We start from the raw sequence: 21,441 nt of genomic DNA on the forward strand, positions 1-21,441 counted from the left end.
TCATCCCGAGCGCAGCGAGGGATCCAGGGTCTCGACTAGATCCCTCGCTGCGCTCGGGATGACAGAAGAAGAGGATAGTGAATCATGGGTCAGCTTGACGGGCGCGTCGCCATCGTCACGGGTTCGGGCCGCGGCATCGGCCAGCAGATCGCGCTGCGCCTGGTGCGCGACGGCGCCTCGGTCGTGGTCAACGATCTCGACGAGGGTCCGGCCAAGGAGACCGTGGCGCTGATCGAGAAGCTCGGCGGCAAGGCCGTCGCCTGCAACGGCGACGTCTCGGCCAAGGATTTCGGCGACCGCATCGTCAAGACCGCGGTCGACGCCTTCGGCGACTGCCATATCGTGGTGAACAACGCCGGCTACACCTGGGACAACGTCATCCAGAAGATGACCGACGAGCAGTGGTACGCCATCCTCGACGTGCATCTGACCGCGCCGTTCCGCGTGCTGCGCGCCTTCCAGCAGCATTTCCGCACCGCCGTCGACAAGGAGCGCACCGACGGCAAGCGCGTCGTGCGCAAGGTGGTCAACATCTCCTCGACCTCGGGCGTCAACGGCAATGCCGGCCAGTCCAACTACTCCGCCGGCAAGGCGGGCATCGTCGGCCTGACCAAGACGCTCGCCAAGGAGTTCGGCCGCTACGACGTGACGGTCAACGCCGTGGCCTTCGGCTACATCCAGACGCGCCTGACCAAGCCGCTGGCCGCCGGCGAGGACGGCACCATCGAGGTGCAGGGCCGCCAGGTGAAGGTCGGCGTGCAGGGCGGCCGCATCGCCGCCATGAACCAGATGATCCCGCTGGGCCGCGGCGGGCTGCCCGAGGAGGCGGCCGGCTCGGTCTACCTCTTCTGCAGCCCCGACAGCGACTACGTCAGCGGCCAGTGCCTGGTGGTGAACGGCGGCCTCTGAGCCATCGTCTCAGCCCCACGACAGATCGACGCGCGGGCGGCCCGCGGGCCGCCCGTTGTCATATGGATGCCTCTTCCGACCGCGCCGGCACAAGGCTCTGGATCGCGATCGCCGACAGGACCGACACCGCGGCGGCGACCGCCAATGTCAGCGGCAGCGAGTACGTCACCAGCATGCCGCCCAGCGCCGCGCCGATCGGCAGGCCGCACATGTTCAGGCTCATCGACACCGCGAGCGCGCGGCCGAGCCACGCCGGATCGGTGCGCCGCTGTCGCAAGGTCAGGACGCCGACATCGATCGGGTCGGCCAGCAGGCCGATGATCGCCAGCCCGAGTCCCAGGCCGAGCAGGCCGAGACAGGCACCCAGCGGATAGATCGCGGCGGCGGTGGCGAGCGTGCCCAAGGCGATGAACCAGCGCTCCCGGTCGATGACCTTGACGTGCCCGGCGTAGAGCGCGCCCAGGCTGCCTGCGATGCCCGACAGCGCCCACATCAGGCCGACGATCGTGTCGGCGGTGCTGCGGGTTTCGATCTCGCGCGTGACGGCGACCGGCACCACGACCAGCAGGATGCCGAAGCTCATCTGGTAGAGCGAGTACGAGGCCGCCAGCCCGCGCAGCGAGCGATGGCGCAGCACGTAGACAAGGCCCGCCACCGCCTCGTCGATCAGCCTGCCGGATTGCCTGACGGCGGGCACGGGTTCCCGGCCGATCACCGGCAGCAGGCTCAGCGCCGCCGCGACATACAGCACGACGATCGCCAGCAGGGCAACGCTCGCGCCGGCGAAACCGAACAGCAGACCGGCCAGGACCGGACCCAGGACATCGACGAGGGCATAGGAGCTGGTGTCGAGCGCGTTCGCCCGGTCGCGCGCGGGTTCCGGTACCAGGCGGGGAATCAGCGTGCGGATGCCGGCCGAGCCCAGTGGCCTTGTGAGCGAGTAGCAGGCAACCAGCGCCAGCAGCAGCGCGGGTGTGAGCGAGTCCGCCATGTGGACGAGCACCAGGCCCGTGAGCACGGCCGCACCAACCACCAGGTCGATGGTGATCGCCCGGGCGGCGCCCATCCGATCCAGCACGGCGCCCGCCAGCGGGCTGACGAGCATGCCCGGCGCCATCGACGTGAACGACACCCATCCGGCGAGAACCGGGGAGTCGAAGCGCCCCAGCGTATAGAGGATGATCGCCAGCGAGAACATGCCGCCGGCCAGCCGCGACCAGCACGCCGCCAGCAGCAGATTGGCGACGCCGGGAAGGCTCAGGACCTGGCGATAAGAAGGGCTCGGATCGGACATGGCGCGCGGACGCTATCAGATCGGGGGCGGCCCGCAACGCCGCAGCCTTGTTCCCGCAACCGGGCGATGCGAGGATGGTGGCTGCCTATGTCCATCGCAACCTTTCCGTTCGACGGCGCGCAGGATCTGCGTCTGGAGATCCTGCGTCGCGCGCCGCTGTTCTCCGGCCTCGACGACACGACCCTGATGGCCGTGCTCGACCGCATGGAATCGGTGATGGTCGAGGGCGGCAAGCCGCTGATCAACGCCGGCGATCCGGGCGATGCGCTCTACGTCGTGGCCAGCGGCTATCTCGCGGTGTTCGACCCGCCGGGCCCCGACGGCGTGCCGCGCATCATCGCCGAGATCCCCGCCGGCGACATCGTCGGCGAGCTCTCGCTGATCGGCCACCGCCGGCGCTCGCACACCGTGGCGGCGATCCGCGACAGCGAGGCGCTCAGGCTGAGCCGCGCCGATTTCGAGCGCCTGATCAGCGCCCATCCCGAGGCGCTGGTCGGCCTGGTGCACAAGCTGGTCGAGCGCTACGGCTCGCCGCCGCGCGTGGTGAAGCGTCCGCCGCGCACCATCGCGCTGATCCCGCACGGGCTCAACGCGCCCTGCGAGCGCTTCGCCAAGGAGCTGTCGGAGGCGCTCGGCCGGCTGAGCGGCGCGCCCAAGGTCGAGATCATCGGGCCGGAGGCCGCCGGCGCGCCGCTCGACCGCCTGCAGCGCGCCGAGGCCGAGGCGACCTTCGTCGTCTACCGCGCCGAGGCGACCGAGACCGACTGGACCCATCGCTGCCTGCGCCAGGCCGACCTGATGCTGGCGATCGCCGCGTCGGGCCCGCCGCCCGAGGAGCCGCAGCTGATCGACCGGCTCAACGCCTCCGGCGTCCTGCGCGAAGGCCCCTACCGTCCGCGGCGCGAGCTGGTGCTGGTGCGCGAGAAGCCGCTGATCCGCCCCGGCACGACCTCGCCCTGGCTCGGCCACAACGACTACGCGCTGCATCACCACGTGCGCCTGGGCTCGGTGCAGGAGTTCGACCGCCTGGCCCGCGTCGTCGTCAACCGCGCCGTCGGCATCGTCATGGCCGGCGGCGGCGCGCGCGGCTTCGCCCATATCGGCGTGGTGCGCGCGCTGCGCGAGGCCGGCGTGCCGATCGACATGGCCGGCGGCTGCAGCATGGGCGCGATCGTCGCCGCCGCCACCGCGGCGGGCTGGGACTACCGCGAGATGAACGCGCGCTTCCGCCGCGCCTTCGTCGAGAAGAACCCGCTGGGCGACTACACCGTGCCGTTTGTTTCGCTCTACGCCGGCAAGCGCGTCGACAACCTGCTGCACCTCGCCTTCGGCTCGATCGACATCGAGGATCTGCCCTCGCCGTTCTACGCCGTCACCGCCAACCTCACCCTGCAGGGCCGCGACGTGCAGCGTCGCGGGCCGCTGGCGCACTGGCTGCGCGCCTCGGTGTCGATCCCCGGCGTGCTGCCGCCGGTCGTGCATCGCGGCGAGGTGCATGTCGACGGCGGCGTGATCGACAACTTCCCGGTCGCGCCGATGCGCACCATGGGCCGCGGCCCGGTGATCGGCATCGACATCGACACCGGCGGCGCGATGTCGGCCGGCGAGCGCGTGGGCGATTCGTGGTCGGCCTGGGAGTTCACGCGGCGCCTGATCTGGAAGCGCGGCGAGACCCTGCCGATCCCCTCGATCGTGCGCATCCTGCTGCGCTCGGCCCTGGTCGGCAGCACCGAGCGCTCGCTGCTCGACCGCGAGCGCGTCGACCTGCTGGTCATGCCGCCGATGACCGATTTCGACCTGCTCGACTGGACCGGCTTCGAGCGCGCCGTCGAGATCGGCTATCGCCACACCCAGGCCATGCTCGACAAGATCGAGGGCGGCCATCTGCGCGACCGGCTGCTGGCGGCTTAGTTCCCTTCCCCCGGAGGGGGAAGGTGCCCGAAGGGCGGAAGGGGGATGTCTCAACGACTCCCGAGTCCGTCTTCGACATCCCCCATCCGTCGCTACGCGCCACCTTCCCCCTCCGGGGGAAGGTAGAAATACGTCGGCCGGCTATGGCGCGAAGTCGGCGATGATGTCGGCGCGCACGCGTTCGCGCAGCGCGGCGGTCAGCGCCGTGCGATCGAGCAGGGCCAGCAGCCGCTCGCGCGACAGCAGGCCCCGGCGGGCCAGCGCGCGGGTGAAGGCAAGATCCTTGTCGCGCCGCGCGACATACTTGGCGATCGCCAGGTCGTGCGGATCCAGGCACAGCCCCTTGACGCCATCCGTGTCGCCCGGCGGCAGATGCACCAGCCGTCCCTTCCAGCCCCTGGGCAGGATCGCTGTCGCGATGTCGACCGGATCGGCGTAGTAGCCGAAGCTCTGGTGAAAGGGCGAATCGACGCCGATCTCGTTCAGGAGCTCGGTGCGGTCCGGTCGCCCGGTGGCGATCAGGTCGACCTCGGGCGAGCGGACGATCTCGTCGGCGAGGTCGGGATGCCTGCCGTGCAGCGACTGGCTGCCGATGATCACGAACTGCTTCTCGCCCGTGATCCGGCCGGCTGCGCGCAGCACGTGGTCAACCTGCCGCTTCTTCATGCAGCCGCCTCACTTCCGCCTGCGGCAACAGGCCGACGAACGGCATCGACTGGCGCAGCCGCGTCGCCTCCTCGTCGTGTCCCAGCATGGCCGCGAACAGCTCGCCGTCGTCGCCGCGCCGGGCGATGGCGCGCCATTCGTCGTAGGCCGAAACCCAGGTGCCCTGCTTCTTCCAGCGATGCAGGTTGGCGAGGATCTGCGCGCGGATCTCGCGCGGCTCGCAGCGCCGCACGACGGCCAGCGCGATCGCGCGCTTGAGCGCGTCGAGCGCCTGGTGCGAGAGGCCGGGGCGCGTGGCGGGCCGGATGGCCCGCTCCGTCAGCTCGAGCGCGTCGCCCTCGCCCACGCCCCACGCCTCGAGCGCCGCCTTGGGAACGATGACGCCCAGCGAGTTGCCGATGCGCCGCAGGGGCAGTTTCATAGCCGAAGTTATAACATGTTATAACAACGAGGTGGAAACGCCGAATCGGGACACCGGTTCCGTCGAGGCATCCCCCTTCCGCCCTTCGGGCACCTTCCCCCCGGGGGAAGGAATTAGAGCCAGGGGGCCCTGGCCCAGTCCAGGGCCTGCTCCAGGCGGTCGTGGCCCCAGAAGAGCTCGTCGCCCACCGTGAAAGCGGGGGCGCCGTAGATGCCGCGGGCGATGGCGTCGTCGGTCTGCGACTTGAGGCGCGCCTTGTTCTCGGGCGCCGCCGCGCGCTCCAGCACGGAAGCCGGCAGGCCCAGGCGCTGCACGATGTCGGCGACCACCGCCGGATCGCCGATGTCGCGGTCCTCGACGAAATTGGCGCGGAAGACGGCGCGCGAGAAATTGGCGATCCAGCCCTCGTCGGCGCCGATCAGGGCGACGCGCGCGGCGTGCAGGCCGTTGCGCGGCAGGACGCTGGGCCGCTTCCACAGCAGCAGGTACTTCGCCGCCTGGCGTTCCATGTCGCGCCACATGTTGGCGCCCTTGGCCGGGTAGAGGTTGAAGGGCGAGGTCGCCCAGCCCTGGGCGGCGAAGATCGGCCCGAGCAGGAACGGGCGCCAGCGCACGCCGACGCCGGCGACCCGCGCGGCGCCCTCGATGCGCTCGGCGGCGAGATAGGAATAGGTGCTGGCGAACTCGTACCAGAAATCCACCGCCGGCGCGGTCATCGCACAAAAACTCCTCAGCTTGTTTCCTTCCCTCCGGGGGAGGGGAAGATTACTCCGCCGGATGCGGCGCGTGGGACGCGGCCGGATCGGCGTGCGCCGTGCGGGTGCGGGCGAGGTAGGTGTAGGCGGTGGGCACGACGAAGAGCGTGAACAGCGTGCCGAAGGTCAGCCCGCCGACGATCACCCAGCCGATCGCCTGGCGGCTCTCGCCGCCGGCGCCCGTCGCATAGGCCAGCGGCAGCGCGCCCAGCACCATGGCGCCGGTGGTCATCAGGATCGGGCGCAGGCGCAGGGTCGAGGCTTCCTTGACCGCCTCGATCTTGGCCATGCCGCGTTCCTGCAGCTGGTTGGAGAACTCGACGATGAGAATCCCGTGCTTGGTGATCAGGCCTATGAGCGTGACCAGCCCGATCTGGCTGTAGACGTTGAGCGTGTTGCCGGTGAGGTACAGCGCGAGCAGCGCGCCGGTCATGGTCAGCGGCACGGTGAGCATGATGATCAGCGGATCGATGAAGCTCTCGAACTGCGCCGCCAGCACCAGGAAGATGAACACCAGCGCCATCAGGAAGGTCTCGTACAGACCACGCGAGGACTGCCTGAACTCGCGGCTCTGGCCGTTGTAGTCGATGCGGATGGTGCCCGGCAGCTGCCTGGCCGCCTCGTCCATGAACTTCAGCGCGTCGCCCAGCGCGCAGCCGCCGACCAGGTTGGCCGACACCGTCGAGGCGCGCAGCTTGTTGAAGTGGTTGAGCTCCTTGGGCGCCACCGTCTCGGTGTAGGTGATCAGGGTCGACAGCGGGATCATCTGGCCCGAGCGCGCGCGCACGAAGATCTCGTTGAGCTGGCTGGGCGTCACGCGGTCGGCATCGGCGACCTGCACCATAACGTCGTACTGCTTGCCCTCGCGCTTGAAGCGCGTGACCTGGCGGCCGCCCATCATGGTCTCGAGCGTGCGCCCGATGGTCTCGACCTCGACGCCGAGCAGCGCGGCCTTCTCGCGATCGGGCCGCACCCGCAGGTCGGGCTTGTTGAGCTTCAAATCGGTGTCGAGCGCGGTCAGGCACGAATTGGTGCGGGCGATCGCCATGATCTGGTTGGTCGCCTGGTCGAGCACGGCGTAGGGCTGCGAGGTCAGCAGCACGACCTGCACCGGCTTGTCCGAGGTGCGCAGGCCGAACGACGGCGGATTGATCGGGAAGGCGACGATGCCGGTGATGCGCTGCGCCAGCGGCCGCGCCATCTCGGTGATCGCCTGCTGCTTGACCGTGCGCTCCTCCCACGGCTTGAGGCGGGCGAAGGCGAGCAGGCGGGTGACGTCGGGGAAGCCGACGATGACCAGCAGCTTCTCGACGTTCTGGCTGATCTCCGGCCGGCCCAGCGCGGCGCTGCGCAGGTAGATGTCCTCGACGCGATGGCCGTAGCCCATGGTGAAATCGATGGTCGAGCCTTCCGGCGCGAAGCCGATGTTCGACACGAAGCCGCGATCCTCGCTGGGCGCCAGCTCCGAGGGCAGCAGCGTGAACAGGAAGCCCGCGGCGCCGGCCGCCGCCAGGCCGACGACGACGACCACGGGGCGCATGGCGAAGGTCAGCCCGAGCAGCCGGCGATAGCCGGCGTTCATCGCCTGCAGCACGCGCTCGCCGCCGCGCACGAACAGGTTGGGCCTGGCCTCGTGCTTGAGCAGCTTCGAGCACATCATCGGCGAGAGCGTCAGCGCCACGAAGCCCGAGACGATCACCGATCCGGCCAGCGTGAGCGCGAACTCGATGAACAGCCTGCCGGTGCGGCCGGTCTGGAAGGCGACCGGCGCATAGACCGCCGCCAGCGTGATGGTCATGGCGACGATGGCGAAGGCGATCTCGCGGCTGCCCTTGAGCGCCGCCTCGAACGGCTTCATGCCCTGCTCGACGTAGCGCGAGATGTTCTCGAGCATGACGATGGCGTCGTCGACCACCAGGCCGATCGCCAGCACCATGGCCAGCAGGGTCAGCGTGTTGATCGAGAAGCCGAACAGCAGCATCATGGTGAAGGTGCCGATCAGCGACACCGGGATGGTGACCAGCGGCACCAGCGTGGCGCGGAAGCTGCGCAGGAACAGGAAGATCACCAGCACGACGAGCACGACGGCTTCGCCGATCGTGATGAAGACGTTGTCGATCGAGCGCTCGATGAACACCGTGCTGTCGAAGGCGATGTCGGCCGAGATGCCCGGCGGCAGCTCGGCGAGGATGGCGGGCAGGCGCTTCTTGACCTCGTTGGCGACCGAGAGCGGATTGGCCGTCGACTGCTTGATGACGCCGACATTGACCGCCGGCCGGCCGTTGAAGCGGCTCAGGATGCGCTGGTCGCGCGGCCCGAGCGCGGCGCGGCCGACGTCGCGCAGCCGCACCAGGTAGCCGTCGTTGTCGCGCAGGATCAAATTCTCGAACTGCGCCGGCGTGCGCAGATCGGTCTCGGCCAGGATGGTGAACTCGCGCTCGGTGCTCTCGATGCGGCCCGAGGGGATCTCGACGTTCTGCCGTCTGAGCGCGTTCTCGACGTCCTGCGCGGTGACGCGGTAGGCCGCCATGCGCACGCGGTCGAGCCAGATGCGCATGGCGAAGGCGCGCTCGCCGAAGACGCGCAGCTGCGAGACGCCGTCGATGGTCTGCAGCTGGTCCTTGACGAAGCGGTCGATGTAGTCGGTGACCTCGAGCTGGCCGATCGTGTCGCTGCTGAAGGAGATGAAGACCACCGGGAAGGCGTCGGCCTCGACCTTGGCGATCACCGGCTCGTCGATCTCGGCCGGCAGGCGCGAGCGCACGCGGCTGACCCGGTCGCGCACGTCGGCGGCGGCCGAATCGACGTTGCGCGTGAGCCGGAACTTCACCGTGATCTGGCTGCGCTCGGCGCGGCTGAACGAGGTCATCAGCTCGATGCCCTCGATGCCGTAGAGCGATTCCTCGAGCGGCTGCGTGACCTGGCTCTCGACGATCTCGGCCGAGGCGCCGCGATAGGTCGTGTCGACCGTCAGCGTCGGCTCGTCGATGTTGGGATATTCGCGGATCGTCAGCCGCTGCCAGCTCACCAGCCCCAGCAGCACCAGGGTGAGGCTGAGCACCGTGGCGAACACCGGCCGCCGGATCGAGATGTCGGACAGCGTCATCGGGCGAACCCTGCCTCATGCCTCCCTCTCCCCGCTTGCGGGGAGAGGGTCGGGGTGAGGGGCCATTGCGGCCAGACCGTGATCGGCGGCGTGATCGACCGGCGACAGCCCCTCACCCCAACCCTCTCCCCGCAAGCGGGGAGAGGGAGTGAGGTGGTCATGGTCGCCAGCGCGCTCATCCGCCCTTGCCCGGCGGGTTGGGGTTGGTGGCGGTCGAGGGGGCGCCGGCGGGCAGGGGAACCGAGGCGCCGCTCGGCGGCTTCGCCGCACCGCCGGCGGGCGGCACGATGGTCACCGGGATGCCCGGACGCGGCAGCTTCAGATGGCCGGCGGTGATCACCACGTCGTTGGGCGTCAGCCCGTCGAGGATCTCGACCTGGCCTCGCTCGCGCTGGCCGGTGCGCACGAAGGTCGGCACCGACTTGCCGTCGACGATGCGATAGACCTGCATGCGATCGCCCACCGGCACGATCGACTGCTCGGGCACGAACATCGCGTTCTCGCGCGTGGCGAGCGTGACGGCGACACGGCCGAAGACGCCGGGCCGCAGCGTGTCCTGCGGATTGCCGACGAGGGCGCGGATGACGATCGAGCGGCCGGCCTCGTCGACCAGCGGATCGATGGCGTAGACCCTGCCGGTGAACTCGCGGCCGGCGAAGGCGTCGACGGTGACCGCGATCGGCTGGCCGACGCGCACCGCGGGCAGGAAGGATTCGGGGATGCGGAAATCGACCTTCAGCGGATCGATCTGCTCGAGGTTGACGATGTCGGCGCCGGCCACGAGGTAGCTGCCGACCGAGACGCGGCGCAGGCCGATGACGCCGTCGAAGGGCGCCACCAGCGTGTATTTCTCGACCCGCGCCTTGGCCAGCTGCACCGCGGCCTCGTCGCGGCGCAGCGCGGCGCGCGCCTCGTCGAGCGCCTTCTCGGTGCCGGCCTGGCGCGCCAGCAGCGAGGTCGCGCGCTCGTAATTGGCCTTCGACAGCACCAGCGCCGCCTCGGCCTGCGCCAGCACCGCCTCGTCGAGCGCCGCGTCGAGGCGCACCAGCACTTGGCCCTTGGCGACCTTCTGGCCCTCGTTGAAGTTGAATTCCTTCACCCGGCTGGCCAGCTCGGGCCTGATCATCACCGCTTCGTTGGAACGGAAGGTGCCGACGGCGAGCACGCTCTGGCGCGCCGTGCCGACCATGACCTTGACCGCCTCGACGCCGACGGCGCGCGGCGGCGCGGCCGGCCCGCCCGGCTTGGCGGCGCCCGGCTTGGCGGTGCCGGCCTTCGCCGGTGCCGGCGCCGATGCCGTGAGGTCGGGCGCCTTGGCGCCGGGGCCCTTGTTGTACCACCACCAGGCTCCACCGCCGGCGGCCACCAGCAGGATAGAGGCGGCGATCGCCACCCTGTGTCGCATCAGCCTGGTCTCTCCAGCCTCGCCGGCAGCCTCGCGTCTGGTGCGCGCCCGCGCCGGCAATAGTCCCCTGTCGTGGCGCGCATTTTACCGTCAATTCGCAGGTGGAGGGATGCGAAATCCGGACCACTCGGGCTTTTGGACGCATGGTCACACGCCGTTACAGAAGCCTGACCGGGCGTGGTAGAGGGGGGCGATGATCGACGCGCTCGCCTTTCCTTCCCCCGGAGGGGGAAGGTGCCCGAACGGCGGAAGGGGGATGTCGAAGCCGGACCTCTCCGTTCGTCTTCGACATCCCCCTTCCGGCGCTGCGCGCCACCTTCCCCCTCCGGGGGAAGGGACATGATCCGTCGGCTCTACGACTGGGTGATCGCCCTGGCCGGGCATCGCCGGGCGATCCCGGCGATGGGCGTGGTGTCCTTCGCCGAGAGCTCGTTCTTTCCCATCCCGCCCGACGTCATGCTGGTGCCCATGGTGCTGGCGCGGCGCGACAAGGCCTTCACCATCGCCACCGTCTGCACCGTGGCCTCGGTGCTGGGCGGCCTGCTGGGCTACGCCATCGGCTACTACCTGTTCGAGACCATCGGCGCCTGGGTGGTGCGGATCTACAGCCTGCAGGGCGCGCTCGAAAACTTCCGCGCCGGCTTCGACGAGTACGGCGTGTGGATCATCCTGATCAAGGGCCTGACGCCGATTCCCTACAAGCTGGTGACCATCGCCAGCGGCGCCGCCCATTTCGATCTCTTCACCTTCACCTGGGCCTCGATCGTCACCCGTGGCGCGCGCTTCTTCCTCGTGGCGTGGCTGCTGTGGCAATTCGGCGAGCCGATCCGCGCCTTCATCGAGAAGCGGCTCACCCTGCTGACCTGGCTGTTCCTGATCGCGCTGGTCGGCGGCTTCGTCGCCTTCCGCTATCTGTTCTGACCATGAAGGTCACGGCGCACCACGCCAACGCGCTGGGCTGCGTCTGCGGCGCCTGGCGCATATGGGCGCTGAGCGACGGCTATGCCGAGATGCCGGCAACGCTGCTGAAGGAGCCCGACGGGCGCGTGCACGCGCTGCCGTCCTCGCTCGAGCGGGCGGGCGCGATGCTGCGGCTGTCGGTGAACTGCTTCCTGCTGCAGGGCCCCAATGCTGACGGCATGCTGATCGACTGCGGTGCCGGCGGCAGCTGGGATCCGACCATGGGCCATCTCGAGGCGGCGTTGCGGGCGGCCGGCGTCGATGCCGCGTCGATCGCCACCGTGGCGCTCACCCACACCCACAGCGATCACATCAACGGCCTGCTGACGCCCGATGGCCGCGAGCTCTTCCCGAAGCTCGCGCGCATCGCGATCGCCAAGGACGCCGCGCCGAAATTCCGCGCCGAGAAGAACCTGCAGCGCTTCCAGCACCTGCTTGTGCCGATCGCCGGCGGCGATCGGCTCGCCGAGGGCGTGAGCGCGGTGGCGATGCCGGGCCACGCGATCGGCCACATGGGCTATCGGTTGAGCACCGGCGCCGGCGACATCCTGTTCTGCGGCGACGTGATCCACGTGCACGCCGCGCAGTTCGCGCGGCCGGAGCTCAGCTGGACCTACGACGACGACCAGGCGATCGCGCGCGCCACGCGCATCGGCCTGCTGCGCGACGCGGCGCAGTCCGGCTCCTGGCTCGCCGGCGCCCATGTCGACTTCCCCGGCATCGGCCGCATTGCCGCGCAGGGGCAGGGCTTTGCATTCGAGCCCCTGCCTCCCCCCGCTGGCGGGAGAAGGTAGGAAGCGCAGCCGTGCCGACCTTTGCCACAATCATGGTCTGACATCCGCCCCGCGATGACGATCAGCCAGACACTGCCGATGCCGACCGCCTATCTCGCCCCGCCGCGCGCGGCGATGCTGATCCTGCTGGGCAGCGGCGGGTTGCTGCTGGGCGCGCTGGCCTTCCAGTACCTCGGCGAGATGCCGCCCTGCGTGCTGTGCTACTGGCAGCGCTACGGCCATATCGCGGCGCTCGGCATCGCCTGGCTGGCGCTGTGGCCGATGCCGCGTGTGGTGCGGCTGGGCGTGCTGACGCTCGCCGGGCTGGCGCTGCTGGCGACCGCCGGCATCGCCGCCTATCACGTCGGCGTCGAATGGAAGTGGTGGCCCGGGCCGGACACCTGCACGCCCGGGCGCACCACCCTGGGGCTGAGCCTCGACGAGCTCAAGCGGCGCATCATGGGCACGCCGATGGTGCGCTGCGACACCGCGCCGTGGTCGATGCTCGGCCTGTCGATGGCCGGCTGGAACGGCGTCGCCTCGCTGCTGCTCGGCGTCGGCGCGCTGTCGTTGACGTGGCGGCGATGAGAGTGCCTTCCCCCGGAGGGGGAAGGTGCCCGAAGGGCGGAAGGGGGATGTCGAAGACGAACAGCGGAGTCCGTCTTCGACATCCCCCATCCGGCGCTGCGCGCCACCTTCCCCCTCCGGGGGAAGGTAAGGAGGGGCGATGAGCAAGCTCACCGGCGAGGGCGCGATGCCCGGCGATCCGACGGCGCGCGACATCGTCGAGCGCGCGATCCGCGTCGACCAGGCCGGCGAGTACGGCGCCGTGCGCATCTACGAGGGCCAGCTCGCCGCGCTGCGCGCCACCGGCCGCGCCAGCAGCGAGGCGGCGCGCAAGATCGAGCACATGCTGCGCCAGGAGCGCCAGCACAACGCCGTCTTCGACCGGCTCCTCGTCGAGCGCCGCGTGCGGCCCACGGCGCTGCAGCCGCTGTGGTCGGTGGCCGGCTTCGCGCTCGGTGCCGCCACCGCGCTGCTGGGCGAGAAGGCGGCGATGGCCTGCACCGTGGCGGTCGAGGAGACGATCGACCGGCACTACGCCGCGCAGCGCGAGCAGCTCGGCGACGACGAGGCGGCGCTGCGCGACACGGTCGAGACCTTCCGCAAGGCGGAGCTGGCGCATCGCGACGAGGCGCTCGCCGCCGGTGCCGAGCAGGCCCCGGCCTACGAGCCGCTGACCGCCGCCATCCGTGCCGGCTCGCGCCTCGCTATCTGGCTGAGCACGCGGATCTGAATCTTTCCTTCCCCCGGAGGGGGAAGGTGGCGCGCAGCGCCGGATGGGGGATGTCGAGGACGAACAGCGGAGTCCGTCTTCGACATCCCCCATCCGCCCTTCGGGCACCTTCCCCCTCCAGGGGAAGGGAGGATCATGCGCTGACCGCCGCGATCCGTGCCGGCTCGCGGCTCGCTATCTGGCTGAGCATGCGGATCTGAATCTTTCCTTCCCCCGGAGGGGGAAGGTGGCGCGCAGCGCCGGATGGGGGATGTCGAAGACGGACAGCGGAGTCCGTCTTCGACATCCCCCTTCCGCCCTTCGGGCACCTTCCCCCTCCGGGGGAAGGGAGGATCATGCGCTGACCGCCGCGATCCGCGCCGGCTCGCGCCTCGCCATCTGGCTCGGCACGCGGATCTGAATCTTTCCTTCCCCCGGAGGGGGAAGGTGGCGCGCAGCGCCGGATGGGGGATGTCAAAGACGAACAGCGCAGTCCGTCTTCGACATCCCCCTTCCGCCCTTCGGGCACCTTCCCCCTCCGGGGGAAGGAAAGATCAGGCGCGGGTCGAAGCGGAGTCGGCGGACATCAGCTCCAGGGATCGACCGGCGACAGGCCGGTGGTCCGGAAATCCGCGACGTTGCGGGTCGCCAGGCGGCCGCCATGCACGCGCGCGATCGCGGCGATCATGCCGTCGGGCACCGACATGATCACCCCCTGGCGGGCGGCCTCGCCCATCAGCTCGCCGTAGGCCAGCGCCGCCTCCTCGTCGAAGGCGTAGATGCGATCGGCGAACCTGCGGCGCCATTCGTTCAGCCCTTCCATCAGGCGGCGGCCGCGCTGGCTGGGCCGGATCTTGTGGATGCCATAGGCGATTTCCGCGATGGTCACCGTCGGCAGCGCGAGCTCGGCGTCGTGCTCGATCAGCCATTCGACGACGCGATCGTCCGGTCGCTTGCGCAACGTCTCGGACACCACGTTGGTGTCGAGGAAGATCACAGATCCAGCCCGCGATGGGGCCGGCGGTGCGCCCGCAGCTCGCGCTCGAGATCGACCTCCGCGCCGTAGCGCCGCGACAGCCGGCTGAAGAACGCGCGGGCCGTCTCCCTGCCCGATCGTCCGGCCTCGTAGGCCTCGAGCGCGCGCTCGACGACAGCCGCCACGGAGCGGCGCTCCTGCCGCGCCAGGCGATGGGCGAGCGCGCGCGCCTTGGCGCTGCGCACCGAGAGCTGGGGTTCGGCCATCGCTGGAAGCTAGGGGTCGACCGTGGTGCCGTCAAGATGGCAGCTGCCATCCTGCCGGCACGACGCCTTGCGCAGAGGGGCAAGGCGCGGAGCATCAGCGCAGCGTCTTGCCCTATAGCTTCCCCCACCCCCCTTAAAGGGGTGGGGGAAGCTGGGGGGGATGGCAGGGGGATCGCCGGGGGATCGCCGGCCATCGGAGCCGGGGATCGCCGGGGGGATGGCAGGCGATGGCTGGGGATCGCCGGGGGATCGGCGAGGGGATCGGATCGCGGATGGAAGGTACGGCACCGGCGCTCACTCCTCGGCGCTTCCGACGCTGACTTCGCCCGGCAGGCGCGTGTCATGCGGCCGTACATAGAGCCGGCGCTTGCTGGCCGAGCCCAACTCCACCTTGACGATCCTGCCCGCCGCGACCAGGCGCTCCTGCGCGGCGATCAGCGAATGCCAGTTCCAGCGCCGGCACGCGGCCTGCGCGCGCAGGCGCACCGCCAGCCCGTTGCGGGCATGGCTGTCGGCCGGCACCAGCACGCCGTCGCCCACCAGCTTGCGCAGGCCGGCGAGCACGGCGTTGTCGATTTCCAGGCGGTCGACGGTGTCGGTGCGCGCGCGCGGCGCCTCGCTCTGCGGCACGAAGACATGCTCGCGCCAGGTGAGCTTCAGCGCGCTGCCCGACGGGCCGTAGTTGTTCTTCATCAGCTTCAGGATCCGGGCATCGTTGCTCTCCTCTTCGCTGCCGTCGATGGCGGGGGCGTGCGTCAGGTACAGGCGGCCGCGCACGGTGTTGTGCCAGGCGGTGCTGCCGCTCAGCCCCGAGCCGCTGTTGAGCCCGGTGAGCGAGGGATGGCCGGTGAGCAGCACGGCGCCGTCGTTGATCAGCGCCAGCCGGCGCAGCGCGGTGAGGAACTGGCGCACCTGCGGGCGGATGATCTCGTTGCCCATGAAGGTGTCGGCCACGGTGTCGACGACGATCAGCTGCGCGCCGCTCTCGCGGATCCTGGTCTCGAGCTGGTGGTAGAGCGCGGTCTCCTCGCCGATGTCGTTGCGGCCGAAGACCATCAGCTCGTTGGCCATGGCGACGCGGCTGACCAGGGTGAGCGCGCCGAGATCGCGCATCTGGCAGCCGTACCGGGCGTTGATGCGGTCCTGGCGGAAATGCAGCTCGTCGCCGTCGTCCTCGCAGAACAGCGCCAGCACCGGCACCGGCGCCGGCTGCGTCGGGATGCCGAGGAAGGGCCGGCCCAGCGCCAGCGAGGTGGCGAGCTGCTGCGCCAGCAGCGACTTGCCGACGCCGCCGTCGCCGCTCAGCAGGGTGACGTTGCCGCGCACCAGCATGTCGGGCACCAGCCAGCGCCGGGGCGGCACCGGCCTGTCCTGCCAGGCGGTCGGATCGATGGTGTCGAAGCGTGCGAGATTGCTGAGTTTCATGGTTTGGCCCTTGCCCAGTCGTTGAAATCGCCGAAGCCCCGCGGCGGGCGCTCGATGCGCACCGTGCGGCCCTGCCGGCCGAGCAGCCGCGCCGCCTGGCGCGCCTGCTTCAGCCCGGTGGCGCCGTCGTCGGCGAAGATCACGACGGCGCGGCAGATCTCGGGCAGCCTGACCTGGCCCAGCCGGTGGGCGCCGAGCGTCGCCCACACCGGCAGGCTGTAGAGCTCGGCCGCCGACAGCGCCGTCTCGACGCCCTCGGCCAAGCCCATCAGGTCCGCCGGCGGCCGCAGGCGCACCGCGCCGTCGTCCATCGGCCCCAGCCCGGCCTTGGGCGGATCGAGCGCGGCCTTGCCGCGCCCGTCATCGCAGAGCCACGTGCGCTGGATGGCGATGACCGTGCCGGCAGGATCCTGCACGGCGGCGATCAGCGCCGGGTGCGCCGTGGGGCGGTGGATGTGATCGTGCCGGGCGAGGAAGCGCAGGCTGTCGGGCAGCGGCGCCCTGATCCGTCGGCTGCGCAGATAGACCTCGCCCAGCGTGCCGGCGACCGGCACCGCCGCCTGCCAGATCGACAGCGCCCGCCGGCGCTTGCGCAGCGCCGCCTGGTCCTCGGTCTCCGGCGTCAGCACGGGCTGCACCGGCGGCCGCTCGGCGCGCCCCGGCCACAGGCCACGCTGGCGCAGCGCCGCGATCACGTCGGTGCCCTTGCAGCCGGCGAAGCAATGCAGCAGCACCCGGCCTTCGGGCGTGCACGTCACCGACAGCGAGGGCGTGCCGTCCTGATGCGCCGGACACCGGCACATGCCGTGATTCGCCGCCCATCGCCCGCCCAGGGCGGCGACGATGCGGGAGGCGGAGGCAGCGGCGCGCATGCGGCGGATGTTGCCGCATCGTTCTCATCTTGTAAATTTCTAATTTTGGCAATACAACACTCCGTGCGGCCCAACGGAGCGCACAGCGATGCCTACCAGATGCAGGGTATCTCAGAGGTCCAGGCACTCAACACCGTGTGCGAGTTGCCAAAATGTTCCGGGAGGGATTTCCTCCGGCAATGTCGCGCTCCCACAATCGTCCACCATCGTCGGGGCAATCCCCCACCGGTCCAGCCTATCGGGACGATCCCGACGCCCGGATGCGCCATATCCTGCGAAGCATGATCGTCGACGGCGACGCGCGGCGGGTCGTGCAGGCCTATCTGCGGGCGATGCGCGCCGGCGAGAACGCCGATCAGGTCGCCGTCACCCTGATCGCCGGGTTGCGGCCCGGCCTGACCCTCGCCGAACCTGCCGAGATGCTCGAGCGCATGCTTGCCTGGATCGCGGCCGAGCACGGCGAGTGGTGGCGCAGGGCACTGCAGCGACCGCCGCCGCTTCACAGCCTCCGCCTGCGCGAGCTCTACCGCCGCGGCTGGATCATCCAGGCCAGCTGCGGCCGGCACAGCGAGCCGACGATCAACTTCTCCGTCATTCTGGCCGAGCACCTGATGAACCGGATCGACCCGCCGGTGGACGAAGCGCTTGCCAGGCTGCGGTGCCCGAAGTGCCAAATGCGCGTCGACGGTGCCAGGGTGACCAGGCTGCCGGCGTTCGCCGAATCGTTCCTGGCGCGCGCGACGCGCCATCGCCGCTGAAGCGCCGGCCGATTCGTGCGACTGGGGAGGTGGCGGATGTTCCGGGCTGCAACAGCTGACTTTTCACCGTGCTGAGCCGCCGCCGGGCCCTGGCACAAAGCGAGCAGCCGCGGCAGATTGGAAGTGTTCACGCAACCTCTGCGAAGCGATGCCGTTAAATTCCTCACGATCAGGGGAGCGCAGCCAATGCGGGCGGCGATAGCGCGGATCTTGGCGGCCCCTGAAGCGGGACCACCCGATATCGACGCAGCAGACGGGTCGCCCGTGGCACGGAACGGCAAGGCGTCGGCTCCCGCAGTCCTGGTGGTCGAGGACGAAGTCATCATCCGGCTGGTCGCAGCCGACGTTCTGCGCGAGTGTGGCTATCGAGTCCTGGAAGCAAAGACCGGCGAAGAAGCTCAAGCCATCATGGGCGCCGGCGAGCAGGTCGACGTGCTGTTCACCGACATCGACCTCGGTCCCGGAATCAGCGGAATGGAACTCGCGAGTTGGGTGCGCGAGAATCACCCGAGCGTGCGCATCATTCTCACGTCGGGCGTCGGGCGTATGACGGACGTGGCGCATCTGTGCGATGCGCCGCCCATGCCCAAGCCCTACGACTACGGCGAGCTGATCCGCCAGGTGAAGAGCCTCATGAGCGCGGCGGAATCGATCTGACCCATATCGAGCAGCTGGTTGTCTACCGCTCTTGCAGGGTGAAGGCCTCGAACCTGGGATCCACGACGCCGAGAGCCGCATACGCCTCGCCAAGCGTGTGGACCAGCCGTGGGCTGTCGGAGTCTCGCTGCTCCTGGTAGGCCTTGTACAGCCGCGCCAGGCCGAAGATCTCCGATCCTCTGGGGACGACATAGATCCGTGGCATGCCGCCCATGATCGGGGGCCTGGTACCGCGGAGGGCGAATTCGCCGGTCGGCACGAGCACCTGGGCCACGTCGCTGAAGTCCACGATGCTCTTCAGCAACCCCTCGCGCTCAAGGACCGCCGCACCGAGGCGATCGTGCATCCTGAGGTCGTCCGGCGTGATGCTGTCCCAGAAGCGAACGGAAACGAGCCGGTTGGTGCGGTCCACACGAAAGGTGAGCATGTCGTCCCCGTTTGCGCCCGAGTCTGCCGGCGCCGGCCCCGTCCGATCCACGGGTCTGCAGGCCGGCGGGTGAATGCTACCCGACTGGATCGCATTGTTCGCGCAGCCATCACAGGTCGGCAACGGGACTTCCCAGGTCCGTCGGCCAGATTGTCATCGATGCTTCGCCGACGACATCCTGCCGGTCCGTTCGCCGAGCAGCGGCATCGGACGCTACATGAATAGACCGCGAGGCATGCGCGTGGTCCTTTGCGTCGGCGCCGGCCGCCTGGCCGGTCCAGCCTTCGCGCCTTGAAGCGCCGCTTGCAGACCGGCCGCGCTGACATCGATCCTGCCGCCTACACACCGCAACCAGCCGCGACGCTGCAGCGCGACCAGCGCCCGTCCTGTGGCAACACCGCTGCACCCGCGCTCGTGCATGCGCAGCTCGAACTCGTGGACGGGCAACTGACGTGGGGAGGTCGCTGCGATGACCTCCAGTCCGATGGTCGCATAGGAAGGCAGCCGCCGTTTGCGCATGCCCGGGAACGCGGTGCCTCCGCCAAGGTTTCCTGGTCGTTGGCGCGCGCAACAGGGTTCACCTCGCGGCACGACGTGCGCGCCGCCAATCATGCCGATTCGAGGCCGCCAGGACGTCGGCATGTGTCATGATGCCGGGGGGCTGTCGAGGTCGCTTTGGGGGGAGCAGGTCGTGACCGTGTTCAACGTCGTTCGTTTCAAGGTCAAGCCGGGCATGGACGGGGCGTTTCTCGACGCCCACAAGTCGATCGCCGAGACCTGGTCGGGGCTGCGCCACGCCAGCATCATCAGGACCGGCGACGGCCGCTACTGCCTGATCGCGGAGTGGGAAAGCGCCGAGGCGCTGGCCGCCGGGCGGCCGCCGATGATCGCCACCCTCAACAGCTTCCGCCACACCCTCGACGAGCTGGGCGGCGGGCTGGGCGTCACCGACGCGGTCTCGGGACCGGTCGTGCTGTCGGCGAAGTGAGAGCCCGGCGCGGCTGAGCGCGTCCGTCGCGACGCCATGGGCGCTTTACGCCGCAGAGCCTGGTACTGGCTGGCGTTCGGACTGGTCGGCGGCGGTGTCGCGCTGGCGGCCGCCTTGGGCGGCGAGCGGATCGGCGACGGGCTGGACGTGGCGATCGCCACGGTCGCTGCCACCTGCGCCGCGCTTGGCCTGTCGGTCGCCCTCGTCGCGCTGCTCGCCGCGCGGGGCCAGGACCGGCTGCTTGCCGGCCGCGGCGTGATCGCGCGCTGGCAGGTCACGCCGGCTGAGTGGGATCGCTTCCGAGCCTTCGACGCCAGCCGCGCCACGCAGCATCCGGCGCTGATCAACGATCTGCCGATGCGCGGCGGCACGCCCGGGCGCGCCGTCGAGGTGATCGTCGGCCGCGCGGAGCTTCTCGTCGACGGCACGTACCACACGTTGAGACCGCGCGGCCTGCCCGAGCTGCGCGCGGTCGGGTGGCTGGCCGCGCCGGCCGATCCCGAATGCCTGGAGTTCGCGCTGCTCTATCCGGGCGACCGGTTCGGCACCGCCAGGCGACGCAGCCTGCGCGTGCCGGTGGCGCCTTCGGCGCGCGAAGACGGCGTGCGCGTCTACCATCATTTCCGCGCGCTCATTCCCGTGCGCCGGCCGGGCCTCGCCTATCGCCGGCCGGGGCTGGTCATCGGTGGCGGTCTCGGCCTCGTGCTCGCCTGCCTGGCGGCGAGCGGCGTCGGCTGGCTGCTCGACGCGCGCGGCGTGGGCGGCGAGCTGCCGGCGATTCTCATGCAGCTGGGCCTGGTGGTCGCCCTCTTTCCGCTGCTCGTCACCGCGATCGTCGTGCTGATAACGCAGCCGTGGAAGCCATAGCGTCTTGCATTCCCTAGAAGTGAGTGTATAATCACTCACTTCTATGATGCATGACGCAGGGGAGCGCCGGGGGCAATGACCAAGACGACCAAGGTCAAGGACTCGAAGAACCGCGAGTTCAGGATCGTGCGGCAGAAGACCCAGGTGACCTGCGGGCCGGCCTGCTGCCTGATCATGTGGGCCAATGCCTACGATTCCGATCCGCAAGCCGACGAGGGCGGCGTGATCGCGCTCAGCAAGGCCTATCCCAAGGCGTGGAACGCGCAGACCGGGGCGGAGATCAACAACCTCTCCAGCGTGCTGCGCCAGATGGCGGTGCGCACCAAGGTCGAGACCTTCACCGGCACCACCGGCCTGAAGACGGCGCTGGCGACCAAGGTGAAGCCCAAGAAGCCGGCCCTGGTGTTCGTCGAATGGGAGACGGCGGCGATCACCAAGGGCCACTTCGTGGTCGTCGGCGCCGCCTCCTCGTCGGACGACAAGTACACCATCCTCGATCCGTTCTACGGCCTGCAGGAGATGTCGGGCCTGCCGTTCTACTACCCCGACACCGACGAGGCCGACCCGCCATCGCTGAAATTCTCCGGCGCCGTGGCGTTCGTGGAGTAGGCGCTTCGTCTCCCTCTCCCCGCAGGCGGGGAGAGGGTTGGGGTGGGGGGTCGTTTCCGGTTGCGCACGGACAGCGGTGCGCCACCTGCTTCAGCCCCTCACCCCGACCCTCTCCCCGCC

At 69.9% G+C, this 21,441-nt stretch carries 22 protein-coding genes; 11 read left to right on the forward strand and 11 right to left on the reverse strand.

The features are described 5' to 3' along the window. The first annotated feature begins 84 nt into the window (after positions 1-84). A complete protein-coding gene (locus KF889_29555; protein ID MBX3503608.1) occupies positions 85-909 on the forward strand; it encodes an SDR family oxidoreductase in 825 nt (274 codons plus the stop codon). A gap of 58 nt (positions 910-967) precedes the next feature. On the opposite strand, the gene KF889_29560 is transcribed toward KF889_29555, so the two are convergent. After that, positions 968-2,203, reverse strand: coding sequence for an MFS transporter (locus tag KF889_29560; GenBank protein MBX3503609.1), 1,236 nt, complete (start codon positions 2,201-2,203; stop codon positions 968-970). An 87-nt stretch (positions 2,204-2,290) separates the two neighbouring features. Between KF889_29560 and KF889_29565 the strand changes: the two genes are divergently transcribed. Further along, positions 2,291-4,114 (forward strand): patatin-like phospholipase family protein, encoded by a 1,824-nt coding sequence (locus KF889_29565; protein ID MBX3503610.1) that lies wholly within the window; start codon positions 2,291-2,293, stop codon positions 4,112-4,114. 141 nt (positions 4,115-4,255) lie between these two features. Here the strand turns inward: KF889_29565 and KF889_29570 are convergent, their stop codons facing one another. The 5 genes from KF889_29570 to KF889_29590 form a co-directional block, all read right to left on the reverse strand. Continuing rightward, positions 4,256-4,780 carry a hypothetical protein gene (locus KF889_29570; protein ID MBX3503611.1) on the reverse strand — a complete coding sequence of 175 codons (525 nt, stop codon included), beginning with the start codon at positions 4,778-4,780 and terminating at the stop codon, positions 4,256-4,258. Beyond that, positions 4,761-5,201, reverse strand: a complete 441-nt coding sequence (locus KF889_29575) for a hypothetical protein (GenBank protein MBX3503612.1) — start codon at positions 5,199-5,201, stop codon at positions 4,761-4,763. The genes KF889_29570 and KF889_29575 overlap by 20 nt, the downstream gene beginning before the upstream one ends. A gap of 113 nt (positions 5,202-5,314) precedes the next feature. Next, the gene (locus KF889_29580) at positions 5,315-5,917 is read right to left on the reverse strand and encodes a 2-hydroxychromene-2-carboxylate isomerase (protein ID MBX3503613.1); all 603 of its coding nucleotides are present in this window, start codon (positions 5,915-5,917) and stop codon (positions 5,315-5,317) included. Positions 5,918-5,966: 49 nt separating this feature from the next. Then, a complete protein-coding gene (locus tag KF889_29585; GenBank protein ID MBX3503614.1) occupies positions 5,967-9,062 on the reverse strand; it encodes an efflux RND transporter permease subunit in 3,096 nt (1,031 codons plus the stop codon). A gap of 175 nt (positions 9,063-9,237) precedes the next feature. Continuing rightward, complete coding sequence (locus KF889_29590; GenBank protein ID MBX3503615.1) at positions 9,238-10,467, reverse strand: efflux RND transporter periplasmic adaptor subunit; 1,230 nt, start codon at positions 10,465-10,467, stop codon at positions 9,238-9,240. A gap of 339 nt (positions 10,468-10,806) precedes the next feature. Here KF889_29590 and KF889_29595 point away from each other — a divergent pair, with 339 nt between their 5' ends. From KF889_29595 to KF889_29610, 4 genes are all read left to right on the forward strand, one after another. Beyond that, positions 10,807-11,388, forward strand: coding sequence for a DedA family protein (locus KF889_29595; GenBank protein MBX3503616.1), 582 nt, complete (start codon positions 10,807-10,809; stop codon positions 11,386-11,388). 2 nt (positions 11,389-11,390) lie between these two features. Beyond that, the gene (locus tag KF889_29600; protein ID MBX3503617.1) at positions 11,391-12,221 is read left to right on the forward strand and encodes an MBL fold metallo-hydrolase; all 831 of its coding nucleotides are present in this window, start codon (positions 11,391-11,393) and stop codon (positions 12,219-12,221) included. A gap of 114 nt (positions 12,222-12,335) precedes the next feature. Next, positions 12,336-12,788 carry a disulfide bond formation protein B gene (locus KF889_29605; GenBank protein MBX3503618.1) on the forward strand — a complete coding sequence of 151 codons (453 nt, stop codon included), beginning with the start codon at positions 12,336-12,338 and terminating at the stop codon, positions 12,786-12,788. 139 nt (positions 12,789-12,927) lie between these two features. Beyond that, entirely contained in the window at positions 12,928-13,497 is a 570-nt protein-coding gene (locus KF889_29610) for a demethoxyubiquinone hydroxylase family protein (protein ID MBX3503619.1), read from the forward strand. Between the two features lie 565 nt (positions 13,498-14,062). Here KF889_29610 and KF889_29615 read toward each other — a convergent pair. The 4 genes from KF889_29615 to KF889_29630 all read right to left on the reverse strand — a co-directional run bounded on the left by KF889_29615 (position 14,063) and on the right by KF889_29630 (position 17,015). Further along, a complete protein-coding gene (locus KF889_29615) occupies positions 14,063-14,473 on the reverse strand; it encodes a type II toxin-antitoxin system VapC family toxin (protein MBX3503620.1) in 411 nt (136 codons plus the stop codon). After that, positions 14,470-14,718: a plasmid stabilization protein gene (locus tag KF889_29620; protein ID MBX3503621.1), complete on the reverse strand. Its 249-nt coding sequence runs from the start codon at positions 14,716-14,718 to the stop codon at positions 14,470-14,472. Before KF889_29620 ends, KF889_29615 begins: the two co-directional genes overlap by 4 nt. 294 nt (positions 14,719-15,012) lie before the next feature. Continuing rightward, positions 15,013-16,143 (reverse strand): AAA family ATPase, encoded by a 1,131-nt coding sequence (locus KF889_29625; protein ID MBX3503622.1) that lies wholly within the window; start codon positions 16,141-16,143, stop codon positions 15,013-15,015. Beyond that, positions 16,140-17,015, reverse strand: coding sequence for a toprim domain-containing protein (locus KF889_29630; protein MBX3503623.1), 876 nt, complete (start codon positions 17,013-17,015; stop codon positions 16,140-16,142). The genes KF889_29625 and KF889_29630 overlap by 4 nt, the downstream gene beginning before the upstream one ends. Before the next feature lie 281 nt (positions 17,016-17,296). Between KF889_29630 and KF889_29635 the strand changes: the two genes are divergently transcribed. Continuing rightward, a complete protein-coding gene (locus KF889_29635) occupies positions 17,297-17,773 on the forward strand; it encodes a hypothetical protein (GenBank protein MBX3503624.1) in 477 nt (158 codons plus the stop codon). Between the two features lie 186 nt (positions 17,774-17,959). Then, positions 17,960-18,430 carry a response regulator gene (locus KF889_29640; protein ID MBX3503625.1) on the forward strand — a complete coding sequence of 157 codons (471 nt, stop codon included), beginning with the start codon at positions 17,960-17,962 and terminating at the stop codon, positions 18,428-18,430. Positions 18,431-18,452: 22 nt separating this feature from the next. Here the strand turns inward: KF889_29640 and KF889_29645 are convergent, their stop codons facing one another. Then, positions 18,453-18,857, reverse strand: a complete 405-nt coding sequence (locus KF889_29645) for a hypothetical protein (protein ID MBX3503626.1) — start codon at positions 18,855-18,857, stop codon at positions 18,453-18,455. A 691-nt stretch (positions 18,858-19,548) separates the two neighbouring features. Here KF889_29645 and KF889_29650 point away from each other — a divergent pair. The 3 genes from KF889_29650 to KF889_29660 all read left to right on the forward strand — a co-directional run bounded on the left by KF889_29650 (position 19,549) and on the right by KF889_29660 (position 21,321). Beyond that, positions 19,549-19,845, forward strand: coding sequence for an antibiotic biosynthesis monooxygenase (locus KF889_29650; protein MBX3503627.1), 297 nt, complete (start codon positions 19,549-19,551; stop codon positions 19,843-19,845). Between the two features lie 36 nt (positions 19,846-19,881). After that, entirely contained in the window at positions 19,882-20,712 is an 831-nt protein-coding gene (locus KF889_29655) for a hypothetical protein (GenBank protein ID MBX3503628.1), read from the forward strand. 75 nt (positions 20,713-20,787) lie between these two features. Further along, positions 20,788-21,321 (forward strand): hypothetical protein, encoded by a 534-nt coding sequence (locus KF889_29660; protein MBX3503629.1) that lies wholly within the window; start codon positions 20,788-20,790, stop codon positions 21,319-21,321. Positions 21,322-21,441: the final 120 nt, after the last annotated feature.

Source organism: Alphaproteobacteria bacterium (assembly GCA_019635875.1).
GTDB lineage: Bacteria > Pseudomonadota > Alphaproteobacteria > Reyranellales > Reyranellaceae > JAFAZJ01.